The organism is Pseudomonas sp. R3-57 (assembly GCF_051132065.1).
Lineage (GTDB): Bacteria > Pseudomonadota > Gammaproteobacteria > Pseudomonadales > Pseudomonadaceae > Aquipseudomonas.
This window is the reverse complement of the sequence record NZ_CP071655.1, coordinates 1,233,585-1,247,202: the sequence shown is the minus strand read 5'-3', so window position 1 is coordinate 1,247,202 and position 13,618 is coordinate 1,233,585. Positions and strand designations below refer to the sequence as shown.

Sequence of the window (13,618 nt, the reverse complement as noted above, 5' to 3'; positions counted from 1 at the left end):
AGTGACTGAAAAACCGCTATCGCGAGCAGGCTCACTCCTACACAAATGCATTTCGTTAGCCGAACAAGTTTTTATCTGAACCATGCCTGCGCCAAATCGTCATCTAAAGTGACTACAGCGCGGGACTACATAAACGTCACGGAGAATCACATTATGAGCACCGAAAGTGCTTCGAGCCGGGGTCGGTTGCTACCCGCCCTGCTCGGCATCCTGCTTCTACTGATGGGCCTGGCCATGCTGGCCGGGGGAATCAAGCTGAGCACGCTTGGCGGCTCGCTGTACTACCTGCTGGCCGGTATCGGCATCGCCTTGAGCGGCATTCTGCTGCTGATGCGTCGTCGTGCGGCGCTGGGCCTGTACGCCATCGTCCTGTTCGCCAGCACCGTCTGGGCGCTGTGGGAAGTCGGTCTGGACTGGTGGCAACTGGTGCCGCGTCTGGCGCTGTGGTTTGTCCTCGGTTTCGTGATGTTGCTGCCGTGGTTCCGCCGTCCGCTGCTGCTCAACGGCCCGGCGAAAATGGGCACCGGCGGTCTGACCGTCGCGGTGATCCTGGCCGGCGTTACCGCTTTGGCCAGCCTGTTCACCCATCCGGGCGAAACCTTTGGCGAACTGGGCCGCGAAACCGCCGGTACGACCAGCACCGCACCGGCCATGCCGGACGGCGACTGGCAGGCCTACGGTCGCACCGAATTCGGTGACCGTTACTCGCCGCTCAAGCAGATCACTCCGGCCAACGTCGGCAAGTTGCAGGAAGCCTGGCGCATCCAGACCGGCGATCTGCCAACCAAGGATGACCCGGTCGAGCTGACCAACGAAAATACCCCGCTCAAAGCCAACGGCATGATCTATGCGTGCACCGCGCACAGCAAAGTGCTGGCGCTGGATCCGGACACCGGTAAAGAACTGTGGCGCTTCGACCCGCAGATCAAGAGCCCGGTCGGCTTCAAAGGCTTTGCGCACATGACCTGCCGTGGCGTGTCGTACTACGACGAAGCCGCTTACGCCAAGTCGGAAAACGCCAGCTCCGCGGTCATCTCCGCCGCCGGCCAGGCCGTTGCCCAGGCCTGCCCGCGTCGCCTCTACCTGCCAACCGCGGATGCCCGCCTGATCGCACTGAACGCCGACACTGGCAAGATCTGCGAAGGCTTCGGCATCAACGGCGTGGTCGACCTGACCCAAGGCATCGGCCCGTTCACCGCCGGTGGCTACTACTCCACCTCGCCGGCGGCAATTACCCGTGATCTGGTGATCATGGGCGGTCACGTTACTGACAACGAGTCGACCAACGAGCCATCCGGCGTGATCCGCGCCTTTGACGTGCGCGACGGTCACCTCGTATGGAACTGGGACAGCGACAAGCCAGACGCCACCGAGCCTCTGGCCCCGGGCGAAACCTACAGCCGCAACTCGGCGAACATGTGGTCGCTGGCCAGTGTCGACGAAAAACTCGGCATGGTTTACCTGCCACTGGGCAACCAGACCCCGGACCAATGGGGCGGCAACCGCACCCCGGGCGCCGAGAAGTTCAGCGCTGGCGTCGTTGCGCTGGATCTGGCCACCGGTAAAGTGCGCTGGAACTACCAGTTCACCCACCACGACCTGTGGGACATGGACGTGGGCAGCCAGCCAACCCTGCTCGACATGAAAACCGCCGAAGGCGTGAAACCGGCGCTGATCGCCCCGACCAAACAGGGCAGCCTGTACGTCCTCGACCGTCGTGACGGCACACCGATCATCCCGATCCAGGAAATCCCGGTACCGCAAGGCGCTGTCAAAGGCGACCACACCGCACCGACCCAGGCCCGTTCGGACCTCAACCTGCTGGCCCCGGAACTGAACGAAAAAGCCATGTGGGGCGCGACCCCGTTCGACCAGATGCTGTGCCGCATCCAGTTCAAGGAACTGCGTTACGAAGGCCAGTACACCCCGCCATCGGAACAGGGCAGCCTGATCTATCCGGGTAACGTCGGCGTGTTCAACTGGGGCGGCGTCTCGGTCGACCCGGTTCGCCAGATGCTGTTCACCAGCCCGAACTACATGGCCTTCGTGTCGAAAATGGTGCCACGCGAGCAAGTTGAAGCGGGCAGCAAACGCGAAAGCGAAACCTCGGGTGTGCAGCCAAACACTGGCGCACCATACGCGGTGATCATGCACCCGTTCATGTCGCCACTCGGCGTACCGTGCCAGGCCCCGGCCTGGGGCTACGTCGCCGGTATCGACCTGACCACCGGCAAAGTCGTGTGGAAACGCAAGAACGGCACCAGCCGCGACAGCTCGCCGATCCCGATCGGCTTCACCCTCGGCGTGCCAAGCATGGGCGGCTCGATCGTCACCGCCGGCGGCGTCGGCTTCCTCAGCGGCACCCTCGACCAGTACCTGCGCGCGTATGACGTCAACTCCGGTAAAGAGTTGTGGAAATCGCGTCTGCCAGCCGGTGGTCAAGCGACCCCGATGACCTACACCGGCAAGGACGGCAAGCAATACGTGCTGCTGGTTGTCGGCGGTCACGGCTCGCTGGGTACGAAGATGGGTGACTACATCATTGCGTACAAACTGCCGGAATAAGCGTTAGCCGGCGGTAATAAAAAGGCGATGTCCCCTATAGGACATCGCCTTTTTTGTGCATGCAATTTGGCGAGCACCGGAAAAATCGTGGTAGCAGGCTCACTCACACGGAAAGCCAAATCAGAAGGTCGTCCGATCGCGGCCCGGGCCTTCGGCAGCTCCTCCACACAATGAGCGCAAGCTCGGGTACCGATCTTGATCCTGATCTTCCCGCCGCGCCAGGCCAAGTCGGGGAACTTGTCTGGGTAGATCAGGTGGCTAACACATCAAACGCTACTGCTGATTCATTCGCCACGACGACGAAGGTATTCCGCGAAAAGAGGAACGGTGAAATCAAGGTAACCATGGTCAGTGCTGTAGATCATACCTTTGGAAATGATATTGGCCCGAGCCGGGCCTAACGATGATTGATCACGATCCATCACCTTGGCGATACCTGCCATAGGGTAGGGGCCATCACCAAGGGCGGCCATCGCCATCACGAACTGGATCTCGGCTCTGGTAAGCCGGTCATACCGAACCTTGAAGAAGCCTGCATCGAGTCCGGCGATAGTCTCTGGATAAGCGCGCTCGACATCAGCGAGCGTGATCATGGGGCCGGCAGCAACATCCCATGAAGTTGAACCCCATTCCTGCAAAAAAAACGGGTAGCCCTTCGTTCGCGCGACAATAGCTTGAAGGGCAGCGTCCTCGATCGTCTGCTCCTCCTCCTCGACGGGTTTTCGAACAGCAAGTTTTGCTGCTTCTTCGTCCAGCGCGCCTACAGGCGGGTAGAGGAATAGCCGCTCCGCATAGGACTTCGCCTCACCAGCCAATTTGGCAACCTGCGGCAGTCCTGCCCCAACCAAAACCACAGGCAACCCGCGCTGGGCCATTCGATGCATCGCAACGATAAGTGCCGACAGATCGCCTTCCGAGAGGTACTGAACTTCGTCGATGAGCAGCACCCATCCCTTGCCAGCAGCTTTAGCGCCCTCACCAATCACACCGAACAGGTCTGGAAGATCATGTTGCAGATCGCCGCTATCAGCGAGCCCAGGCTCTTCACCCTCAACACCTACCTCAACGCCACCGATGTCGATTTTGAATATCGAGGCAAAATTGCGCAGGGCGCTCATACCCCGGCTGGCAATTTGCTTTGCTCCTTCGAATCCCGAAAGTGAACGCATTACGCGTCGCAGTTCGGGGTAAAGAAGAGTGGAAAGTGTATTTTTCTCTGGAGCTTCGAGCTGGGAAACGAGCATCCCCTCTTGTCTTGCGATATTGCCGATTTCATTCAGGAGTACCGTCTTGCCTACTCCACGAAGGCCAAGGAGCATCAGCGACCGTGCTGGCTTGCCCCTCACTGCTCGGCCGCAAGAAATCCGAGCCATTTCGAGAACAGGATCTCGGCCAGCAAGCTCCGGTGGAGGAAAACCAGCCCCGGGGGCGAACGGATTACGATAGGGATCCATTAAAACTCCATTTAATAGTTAAAGCTAACCAATAATAGCGTTTTTTGCTAGCTATACACAGTTATTGTTAGATTCCAACAGCCTACCCACCCCGACCTGAAGGATCTCGCCACTGGCCCAAGGCCGCCAAGATTAACAAGGCCAAAAGCTTTCCAAACCCAAACACACAACCAGAAACACACCCGCCCCATTGAAACCACCCCACCCCTGCCCCATCTAAGACCCCATACCCCATTGCGCAGGTGCCCCATGACCGACCAGCAGGAACTCCCGGACAACCCCGACGACTACAGCGAAGCCGAGCACATCGAACACACCAGCTCCGGCACCGGCCTCGCCCTGCCCGGCCAGAACCTGCCGGACAAGGTCTACATCATCCCGATCCACAACCGCCCGTTCTTCCCGGCACAGGTCCTGCCGGTCATCGTCAACGAAGAGCCTTGGGCCGAAACCCTCGAACTGGTCAGCAAATCCGAACACCACTCGCTGGCCCTGTTCTTCATGGACACACCCCAGGAAGACCCACGCCACTTCGACACCGGCGCCCTGCCCGAATACGGCACGTTGGTCAAAGTCCACCACGCCAGCCGCGAGAACGGCAAACTGCAGTTCGTCGCCCAGGGCCTGAGCCGCGTGCGCATCAAGACCTGGCTCAAACACCATCGCCCACCGTATCTGGTGGAGGTCGAATACCCGCACCAGCCGACCGAGCCGACCGATGAGGTCAAGGCCTACGGCATGGCGCTGATCAATGCGATCAAGGAACTGCTGCCGCTCAACCCGCTGTACAGCGAAGAGCTGAAGAACTACCTCAACCGCTTCAGCCCCAACGATCCGTCGCCACTGACCGACTTCGCCGCGGCCCTGACTTCGGCCACCGGCTCCGAGCTGCAAGGCGTGCTCGACTGTGTGCCGATGCTCAAGCGCATGGAAAAAGTCCTGCCGATGTTGCGCAAGGAAGTCGAAGTCGCGCGCCTGCAAAAAGAGATTTCCGCGGAGGTTAATCGCAAGATCGGCGAACACCAGCGCCAGTTTTTCCTCAAGGAGCAGCTCAAGGTCATCCAGCAGGAACTCGGCCTGACCAAGGACGACCGCAGCGCCGACCTCGAACAGTTCGAACAACGCCTGGAAGGCAAAGTCCTGCCGGCGCAGGTGCAAAAGCGTCTGGAAGAAGAAACCCACAAACTGTCGATCCTGGAAACCGGCTCGCCGGAATATGCGGTCACCCGCAACTACCTCGACTGGGCCACTTCGGTGCCGTGGGGCGTGTACGGCGAAGACAAACTCGACCTCAAGCACGCGCGCAAAATTCTCGACAAGCACCACGCCGGGCTGGACGACATCAAGGACCGCATCCTCGAATTCCTTGCCGTCGGTGCCTACAAAGGCGAGATCAGCGGCTCCATCGTGCTGCTGGTCGGCCCGCCGGGCGTGGGCAAGACCAGCGTCGGCAAGTCGATCGCCGAATCCCTCGGCCGGCCGTTCTATCGCTTCAGCCTCGGCGGCATGCGCGACGAAGCCGAGATCAAGGGCCACCGCCGCACCTACATCGGCGCCCAGCCGGGCAAACTGGTGCAGGCGCTGAAAGACGTCGAAGTGATGAACCCAGTGATCATGCTCGACGAGATCGACAAGATGGGCCAGAGCTACCAGGGCGACCCGGCTTCGGCGCTGCTGGAAACCCTCGACCCGGAGCAGAACGTCGAATTCCTCGACCATTACCTCGACCTGCGCATGGACCTGTCGAAAGTCCTGTTCGTCTGCACCGCCAACACCCTGGATTCGATCCCCGGCCCGCTGCTGGACCGGATGGAAGTGATTCGCCTGTCGGGCTACATCACCGAAGAAAAAGTCGCCATCGCCAAGCGTCACCTGTGGCCGAAACTGTTGGAAAAGGCCGGCGTGTCCAAGGGCAGCCTGAGCATCAGCGACAGCGCCCTCAAGGCCTTGATCGACGGTTACGCCCGTGAAGCCGGGGTGCGCCAGCTGGAAAAGCAGATGGGCAAACTGGTGCGTAAAGCGGTGATGAAGCTGATCGACGATCCCAAGGCAGTGATCAAACTCGGCCCCAAAGACCTCGAAGCGTCGCTGGGCCATCCGGTGTTCCGCAACGAACAAGTGTTGTCCGGCACCGGCGTGATCACCGGTCTGGCCTGGACCAGCATGGGCGGCGCCACCTTGCCGATCGAAGCCACGCGGATCCACACGCTCAACCGCGGCTTCAAGCTCACCGGGCAGCTGGGCGATGTGATGAAAGAGTCGGCGGAAATCGCTTACAGCTACGTCAGCTCGCACCTGAAGCAATTCGGCGGTGACGCGAAGTTCTTCGACGAAGCCTTCGTTCACCTGCATGTACCGGAGGGCGCCACGCCGAAGGACGGCCCGAGCGCCGGCGTGACCATGGCCAGTGCGTTGCTTTCGCTGGCACGCAATCAACCGCCGAAAAAGGGCGTGGCGATGACCGGTGAACTGACGCTGACCGGGCATGTGCTGCCGATTGGCGGGGTGCGCGAGAAGGTGATTGCGGCGCGGCGGCAGAAGCTCTTCGAATTGATCCTGCCGGAAGCCAACCGCGGCAACTTCGAGGAACTGCCGGATTATCTGAAGGAAGGAATAACCGTGCATTTTGCCAAGCGGTTTGCCGATGTGGCGAAGGTGCTGTTCTGACAGTTTTTAGCGCCTGATATACCGCTATCGCGAGCAGGCTCACTCCTACATTTGGAATGCGTTCCCCCTGTAGGAGTGAGCCTGCTCGCGATGGCGTCGGCCGGGTCAATGCAATACCCGCCTGTCACACTTTGTCCCATCTTCAGTTATGCTCGCCGTTCGTCGTCGTAACCGCCGGAGCCACTGATCCCATGTCCCCCACTCGCCTGTTTCTCCCCCTCGCTCTCTCTCTGCTGGCCGCCTGTGCCACGCAGCCAAAACACAACGTGACCGTGGAAAAACAAAGCGAATGCCCGGTGCGGCTGACCAACGGACAAAACCTCATCCTCATGCTGCCAAGCAACCCAACCACCGGCTATCGCTGGGCCATCCAGGATTCGGCCGGCGGCGTATTGCGTGCGCTCAGCCCGGAGGTTTACAGCAATCCGGAAGATGCCGGCGTGGTTGGCGCGGCGGGCGTTTCTACCTGGCGCTTCCAGGCCTTCGCGCCCGGCACCGGCCGTCTTCGCCTGACTTCGCAACAACCGTGGGCACCGGAAGTGCTGCCAGTGGAAACCTTTGACTGCGCCATCTCTGTGAACTGACTCGCGAAACCGCGTTGATTTCTTCGCGAGCAGGTCCGCTCCCACAGGACACCGCGATCCCCTGTGGGAGCGAGCCTGCTCGCGATAGCGATATCCCTGACGGCGAACTTTAACCGCCCGTACTGTGCTTTATCAGCAACCCAAGCATCCCCGCGCCACTTTGGCTAAAATGCCGGCCTTTTCCATCGACACCGCCGGAAACCGCCGTGAGCAAAGAACCCGATCGCCTTTTCGCCCAGCCTTTGGCCCAGGTGCCTGACTTCGCCTTCAACGAAGACGTGGTGCGGGTGTTCCCGGACATGATCAAGCGCTCGGTGCCGGGTTACCCGACCATCGTCGAAAACCTCGGCGTGCTCGCCGCGCAATTCGCTCAGCCCAACAGCGTGCTTTACGATCTCGGCTCGTCACTGGGTGCCGTGACTCAAGCCCTGCGCCGACATGTGCGCACCGACGGTTGCCGTGTCATCGCTGTGGATAACTCAGCGGCGATGGTCGAGCGCTGCCGCGAATACCTCAACGGTCAGGACTCGATGTTCCAGGAGTTGCTGCCGGTCGAAGTCATCGAAGGCGACATTCTCGCTCTCGACTTCCAACCCGCTTCGGTGGTGGCGCTGAACTTCACCCTGCAATTTATCGCCCCGGATCAGCGCACCGCGTTGCTTTCGCGCATTCGTCAGTCGTTGCTGCCGGGCGGCGCGTTGATCCTGTCGGAGAAGCTGCGCTTCAACGATGCCGAAGAACACGCGCTGCTCACCGATCTGCACGTGGCCTTCAAACGCGCCAACGGCTACAGCGAACTGGAAATCGCCCAGAAGCGCAGCGCCATCGAAAACGTCATGAAGCCCGACAGCCTCGAAGAACACCGCGAACGCCTGCTGGCCGCCGGGTTCTCGAAAGTCGTGCCGTGGTTCCAGTGTCTTAACTTTGCCTCGTTGATTGCCTTGCCATGATTGATCTGTCCCCCCTCGCCCGCCGTCTGGCCGGTACACCGCTGGCCGAATGGGCCAATACCTTGCAAGCGCAACTCGACAAGAAAATGGAGAAAGGTCACGGCGATCTGGAGCGCTGGCAAAGTGCGCTGGACGCCCTGCCGAAGATCCAGCCAAGCGAAGTTGATTTGCTCGACGGTCTGAAGATCGACACCGATTGTGACGACGCAACCCGCGCGCAGATGCGCACCGCGCTGATGGGCCTGTCGCCGTGGCGCAAAGGCCCGTTCGACCTGTTTGGCGTGCACGTCGATACCGAGTGGCGCTCGGACTGGAAATGGTCGCGCGTCGCCCCGCACCTGGACCTCAAGGGCAAACGCATTCTCGATGTCGGCTGCGGCAATGGTTATTACATGTGGCGCATGCTCGGCGCCGGCGCGGACAGCGTGATCGGCGTCGACCCGAACTGGCTGTTCTTCTGCCAGTTCCAGGCGGTGCAGCGTTATCTGTCCGAGCCGAACGCCTGGCACCTGCCGTTTCCGTTCGAAGACCTGCCGACGAACCTCGAAGGCTTCGACACGGTGTTTTCCATGGGCGTGTTCTACCACCGTCGCTCGCCGATCGAGCACTTGCTGGCGCTGAAGGATTGCTTGGTCAAGGGCGGCGAACTGGTGCTGGAAACGCTGGTGGTCGAAGGCGACAAGCATCAGGTGCTGGTGCCCGAAGATCGCTATGCGCAGATGCGTAATGTGTGGTTCCTGCCGTCAGTACCAGCGCTGGAATTGTGGCTGCGCCGCGCGGGCTTCACCGATATTCGTTGCGTGGATGTCAGCACCACCACGGTCGAAGAACAGCGCGGGACGGAGTGGATGAAGTATCAGTCCTTGAGCGATTTTCTTGATCCTGAGGACCACAGCAAAACGGTTGAGGGGCTGCCGGCGCCGATGCGGGCGGTTATTGTTGCGACGAAATAGGTTTTCAAAGTAAGCCTGTTTTTTTGAAATCTGCTAATTTCACGCGGATTGGCAAGCGAAGGGAAATGAGCCGTTCAGAGAAGCCATCACAGAAAGGACATGCACTGTGAAAATCAGACAACTAACCTTGAAAAACTATCGTCGCTTCACTGATTTCAGAATTGAATTCGACGAAAAGATAACTGTTTTAGTGGCACGAAATGGCGCGGGTAAATCAAGCGTACTGGATGCGCTGGCTACCGCTTTTGGCCTATTTGTTTCAAGACTTCCTGGCGTTTCCGGCATAAGTCCACGCGACGCTGACTTCCAAATAAATCCTGACGGCACCAAACCCGCTTACATGAGAATCCTTTGCGAGAGTACGGAAGGACTGCAATGGGACCGCACAGAAAAAAGGGATCAGACAAAAAAAACTGCTGCTCAGATACCACCTGCGATTGGAAGTAAAGCTCTGACGGAATATGCAGACAGTTTCGTCGATGCCTCCAACGAGAAGCAATCTTATAAACTTCCTATATTCATTTACTATGGTACCGGACGAGGGGTCTTCGATATTCCTCAACGTAAAAAAGGATTCAAGAACAGTTTCAATCGATTTGACGCATTCGATGGCGCGCTACAAAGTCGAACAAACTTCAAAAGATTTATAGAGTACTTTTATCACTTGGAGGACTGCGAGAGCCGAGAGCATAAGGCTCGACGCTCATTCGAATTTGAGCAACCTGAACTACGTGCAATACGCATGGCAATCGGTAGGCTAATGCCAGACTTCAGTAACCCTCGCGGAGCATACCCAGCTGGACTAATGCTCGACTGGAACGTAGAGGGCGTAACCAAACAGTTGCGTATAGAACAGTTGAGTGATGGTTACCGAACCACGATTGCGATGGTTATGGATATTGCTGCACGAATGGCGGAAGCCAACCCGCAAGCCGCGGATCCTTTAGCAACTGAAGGAGTGATTCTTATAGACGAGGTAGACCTGCACTTGCATCCGGGGTGGCAGCAAAAAATACTTCCTGACCTGATGCGTACCTTTCCGGATGTACAGTTCATTGTTACTACCCATAGCCCGCAGGTAATAAGCACCGTTCCTCCAAAATCATTACGCATAATTGACTGGCAAGACGGGAAAGCTCATGTAGATCTAGTCGATTTTTCCGAGGGCGCAGAAGCACAACAGATGCTGACTGACGTTCTTGGAACAGAATCCCGCTCGGAAAAAATAGCGATAGTCCGTGATCTAAAAAAATATCAACAGTTGGTGGCCGACGATCAGTGGGATTCAAAGGACGGGCTGGTATTGAAGAGAAAACTCGATGCTTGGGGCGCCGGCCACGAACCGGAACTGATACGGCTGGATATGGATGTTCGTCTTAAGGAAATGGATCGCCGCTCATGAAAAGTACTTTGAAGGGCCAAGAGCCCAATGAATTACAGGTCTACGCAGCCGCCAACCCCACACAGACTTGGGAAAAATTCAGGAGAAACGTAGCAAGGCGCAAAGCAGTTCAGCGTCAGCTCACAATTGATCAAAGCGGTATATGTGCTTACTGCGAAATCAACTTGAAAGCGGCAGACAGCACGGGGGTCGCCGACTTTCGCGTGGAACATTTTCATCCGAAATCTGATAACTCCACTCCAAAGAACTGGCATCTGGACTGGCAAAATCTTCTGGCTGTTTGTCACGGCGGTTCCAGAGCAGACGTAGTCGAAGCGACGACCCGCTTCACCGCTTTGCATAGTTGTGACGTCCCAAAGGGCGAAAACAACTGGGACGCAGTAATTCTGAACCCTCTAGGTCTCACAAGTGATCTTTGCTTTTTCAAATTCGACCGTAGCACGGGTGAAATACGGGTGAATAAGGAAAGCTGCATCCTGGCAGCGGTCTGCGACATCAAAGCACAGGCAACCATAGACAACTTACAACTGGATAGTCCACGCCTGCGCAAGCTCAGAAAACCGGCTCTCGATAAGCTAAGCGACCAATTGACGGCATTGGTGGAAAACGGCAGGTCCCTTGAAGAAGCACGTCGTTATTTGGCTTCGACCTTCTTGGTAAAAGACGGTAATAACCACTGGCCTGCATTTTTCTCAGCTATTCGCGATAACTTGGGTAGGCATGCGGAAATTCACTTGAAAAACACCGGGTACATTGGTTGATCAATGTGGTTAACGGTTGCGTCTGGCGCGAAAGAACTCGGTCAACACCGCCCCACAATCCTCCGCCAACACCCCGCCCTCATACAACACCCGGTGATTCAAAAAACCCTGGGTAAAAAACTGCCCCTGACTCTGCACAATCCCGGCTTTCGGCTCCAGCGCGCCATACACCACCCGCGCCACCCGCGAATGCACGATCAGCCCGGCGCACATGCTGCAAGGCTCAAGCGTTACATACAGGGTGCTGCCCGGTAGACGATAGTTATCCACAGTCTGGGCAGCGGCGCGAATCGCGACCATTTCCGCATGGGCGCTCGGGTCGCTGGCGCTGATCGGGCAGTTGTAGCCGCGACCGATGATCTCACCGTTTTGCACCAGCACCGCGCCCACCGGCACTTCGCCCAGCGCTGCGCCTTGCGCGGCTAGCGTCAGGGCTTCGCGCATGAAGTCGCGGTCGCGGCTGCGGTCGATAATCGCCGCTGGGCGAATCTGGCGCATCACTTCACCTCGATGGCGGCCATCAGGCCGGTTTCCATGTGGTCGATCACATGGCAGTGGAACATCCACACCCCCGGATTATCGGCCACCAGCGCCACTTGCGCGCGCTCGTTCTTGCCCAGCAGGTAGGTGTCGGTGAAATACGGAATGACCTTGTGCCGGTTCGACGCAATGACCTTGAAACTCATGCCGTGCAGGTGGATCGGGTGCTGATACTGGGTCATGTTCTTCAATTCGAAGATGTAGCTCTGGCCCATCTTGAGGCTGGCAATCGGTCGATCAGCGCAGGTCTTGTCGGTGATGTCCCAGGCCTTGCCGTTGATCTGCCACAGGCTCGGCGGTTTGCCGTTGTCGACATTCACCGACACCGAACCGACCCATTCGAAATTGAAGTTGAGTTTCTCGGCATTGGCCAGGTCTGGCTCGGCCACCGGGTTGGCCGGCAGGGCTTTGGGCCAGTCCGTCGGCGCATCAGTATTGGCCACCGAACGCAATGTGCCCAAGCGCACCGGGCCGTTGCGCAGCGACAGTTCTTCGCCCGCCGCCGGCGCCCTGATCGCCAGGCAAATGCGCATGCCCGGGCCGAGCCAGTACTCCTTGCCCAGCGGCCGTGGCTCGACCGGGTTGCCATCCAGCGCATAGATTTTCGCTTCGACGCCGGGAATGTTGATGCGATAAGTCAGGGTGTTGTCGAGGTTAAGCAAGCGCACGCGGGTGATCTGCCCGGCCGGCAAATCGATCACCGGCAACGGCACGCTATTGATCGTCGATAAACGCCCCGCTGTACCGCCCCGCGCGGCTTCGCGAGGAATGCTGAAGTCGACGAAGTTGCCTTGATCGTCGATGTGCCAGTTTTTCAGGCTCAAAGTCTTTTCGTATTGGAAACCGGTCGGCTCGCGTTCTTCGACGATCAGCGGCCCGACCAGCCCGCGACCGAGTTCTTCGCTGCTGCTGACGTGCGGGTGATACCAATAACTGCCAGCATCCGGTACGCGGAATTTGTAATCGAAGTATTCGCCCGGCAGCACCGGCAATTGCGACACATAGGGTACGCCGTCCATTTCCAGCGGCAGACGAATGCCGTGCCAGTGAATGGTTGTCGCCACCGGCAAGTGGTTGATGAAGCGCACTCGCAGCCATTCACCCTGACGTACGCGCAGCTCGGTGCCCGGCGCCGACGGCCCGAACGCCCACGCCTCGGTCTTGTGCCCCGGCACCAGTTCGACGTCCAGCGGCGCGGCGATCAGTTCATAGTCGTGGCCCGCCTCGGCGTCGGCCATTTTGCCGAGCCAGTAACGCGACGCGCCCCCCGCCCCCATGCCAACGACAACAAGACCGGCCAGGCCACCGAGGATTTGGCGACGGGTAAAGGACATGAACTCAACTACCTCACGTATCAGCGACAGGCCCTAGGGCCCGCAAAAGGCGAATACGATACACCTGCGGTTGAGAAACAGTAAGGGCGACCCGCCGCCGCACATCAGTTGCAGGCTAAGCACGCAGCCCGGTAATCAGGTGCACCACGCCGTTCTCCAGAGGCATGACGCCCGCAACGCCGGCATCGCTCAAGGCCTGTTCATCCAGCCGCGACACTTCGCGCAACGTCACCCGCACCCGCGTCAATGCCACCGGCTGCTGCGATTGCAGGTTATCCACACCGCCCAGGGCGGCAACGATGGCAGCGCTCAACCCGTCGTTCGGCGTGGCTTGCACGCTCGGTGCGTCCGGCACCAGGTCCGGGGTCAGGGCTTTCCAAAAGGCTTTTTGCAATTGATCGAACATCT

General features: G+C 58.8%; 11 protein-coding genes. 7 read left to right on the top strand and 4 right to left on the bottom strand.

The annotated features are described in order from the left end of the window. The first annotated feature begins 153 nt into the window (after positions 1–153). Positions 154–2,565, top strand: coding sequence for a glucose/quinate/shikimate family membrane-bound PQQ-dependent dehydrogenase (locus J3P93_RS05805; RefSeq protein WP_434595760.1), 2,412 nt, complete (start codon positions 154–156; stop codon positions 2,563–2,565). A 284-nt stretch (positions 2,566–2,849) separates the two neighbouring features. On the opposite strand, the gene J3P93_RS05800 is transcribed toward J3P93_RS05805, so the two are convergent. Beyond that, a complete protein-coding gene (locus J3P93_RS05800; protein WP_434595758.1) occupies positions 2,850–4,019 on the bottom strand; it encodes an AAA family ATPase in 1,170 nt (389 codons plus the stop codon). 249 nt (positions 4,020–4,268) lie between these two features. Between J3P93_RS05800 and lon the strand changes: the two genes are divergently transcribed. The 6 genes from lon to J3P93_RS05770 all read left to right on the top strand — a co-directional run bounded on the left by lon (position 4,269) and on the right by J3P93_RS05770 (position 11,336). Continuing rightward, a complete protein-coding gene (gene lon, locus J3P93_RS05795; protein WP_203419368.1) occupies positions 4,269–6,686 on the top strand; it encodes an endopeptidase La in 2,418 nt (805 codons plus the stop codon). 191 nt (positions 6,687–6,877) lie between these two features. Beyond that, complete coding sequence (locus J3P93_RS05790) at positions 6,878–7,270, top strand: protease inhibitor I42 family protein (protein ID WP_434595755.1); 393 nt, start codon at positions 6,878–6,880, stop codon at positions 7,268–7,270. A gap of 206 nt (positions 7,271–7,476) precedes the next feature. Next, positions 7,477–8,220, top strand: coding sequence for a carboxy-S-adenosyl-L-methionine synthase CmoA (gene cmoA, locus J3P93_RS05785; protein WP_203419370.1), 744 nt, complete (start codon positions 7,477–7,479; stop codon positions 8,218–8,220). Beyond that, entirely contained in the window at positions 8,217–9,173 is a 957-nt protein-coding gene (gene cmoB, locus J3P93_RS05780) for a tRNA 5-methoxyuridine(34)/uridine 5-oxyacetic acid(34) synthase CmoB (RefSeq protein WP_434595753.1), read from the top strand. Before cmoA ends, cmoB begins: the two co-directional genes overlap by 4 nt. 106 nt (positions 9,174–9,279) lie before the next feature. After that, on the top strand, positions 9,280–10,575 hold the full coding sequence (locus tag J3P93_RS05775) for an AAA family ATPase (RefSeq protein WP_434595751.1): 1,296 nt from the start codon (positions 9,280–9,282) through the stop codon (positions 10,573–10,575). After that, positions 10,572–11,336, top strand: a complete 765-nt coding sequence (locus tag J3P93_RS05770; RefSeq protein WP_434595749.1) for a retron system putative HNH endonuclease — start codon at positions 10,572–10,574, stop codon at positions 11,334–11,336. Before J3P93_RS05775 ends, J3P93_RS05770 begins: the two co-directional genes overlap by 4 nt. 9 nt (positions 11,337–11,345) lie before the next feature. Here J3P93_RS05770 and tadA read toward each other — a convergent pair whose 3' ends face one another. The 3 genes from tadA to J3P93_RS05755 all read right to left on the bottom strand — a co-directional run bounded on the left by tadA (position 11,346) and on the right by J3P93_RS05755 (position 13,616). After that, a complete protein-coding gene (tadA, locus tag J3P93_RS05765; RefSeq protein ID WP_434595747.1) occupies positions 11,346–11,834 on the bottom strand; it encodes a tRNA adenosine(34) deaminase TadA in 489 nt (162 codons plus the stop codon). Continuing rightward, entirely contained in the window at positions 11,834–13,210 is a 1,377-nt protein-coding gene (locus tag J3P93_RS05760) for a multicopper oxidase family protein (protein ID WP_434595745.1), read from the bottom strand. Before J3P93_RS05760 ends, tadA begins: the two co-directional genes overlap by 1 nt. A gap of 115 nt (positions 13,211–13,325) precedes the next feature. Next, entirely contained in the window at positions 13,326–13,616 is a 291-nt protein-coding gene (locus tag J3P93_RS05755; RefSeq protein ID WP_434595743.1) for a PTS transporter subunit EIIB, read from the bottom strand. Positions 13,617–13,618 lie beyond the last annotated feature (2 nt).

Coding starts and splice junctions, on each gene's coding strand:
- J3P93_RS05805 (WP_434595760.1), top strand. CDS start 154: ATGAGCACCGAAAGTGCTTCGAGCCGGGGTCGGTTGCTACCCGCCCTG.
- J3P93_RS05800 (WP_434595758.1), bottom strand. CDS start 4,019: ATGGATCCCTATCGTAATCCGTTCGCCCCCGGGGCTGGTTTTCCTCCA.
- lon (WP_203419368.1), top strand. CDS start 4,269: ATGACCGACCAGCAGGAACTCCCGGACAACCCCGACGACTACAGCGAA.
- J3P93_RS05790 (WP_434595755.1), top strand. CDS start 6,878: ATGTCCCCCACTCGCCTGTTTCTCCCCCTCGCTCTCTCTCTGCTGGCC.
- cmoB (WP_434595753.1), top strand. CDS start 8,217: ATGATTGATCTGTCCCCCCTCGCCCGCCGTCTGGCCGGTACACCGCTG.
- J3P93_RS05770 (WP_434595749.1), top strand. CDS start 10,572: ATGAAAAGTACTTTGAAGGGCCAAGAGCCCAATGAATTACAGGTCTAC.
- tadA (WP_434595747.1), bottom strand. CDS start 11,834: ATGCGCCAGATTCGCCCAGCGGCGATTATCGACCGCAGCCGCGACCGC.
- J3P93_RS05760 (WP_434595745.1), bottom strand. CDS start 13,210: ATGTCCTTTACCCGTCGCCAAATCCTCGGTGGCCTGGCCGGTCTTGTT.
- J3P93_RS05755 (WP_434595743.1), bottom strand. CDS start 13,616: ATGTTCGATCAATTGCAAAAAGCCTTTTGGAAAGCCCTGACCCCGGAC.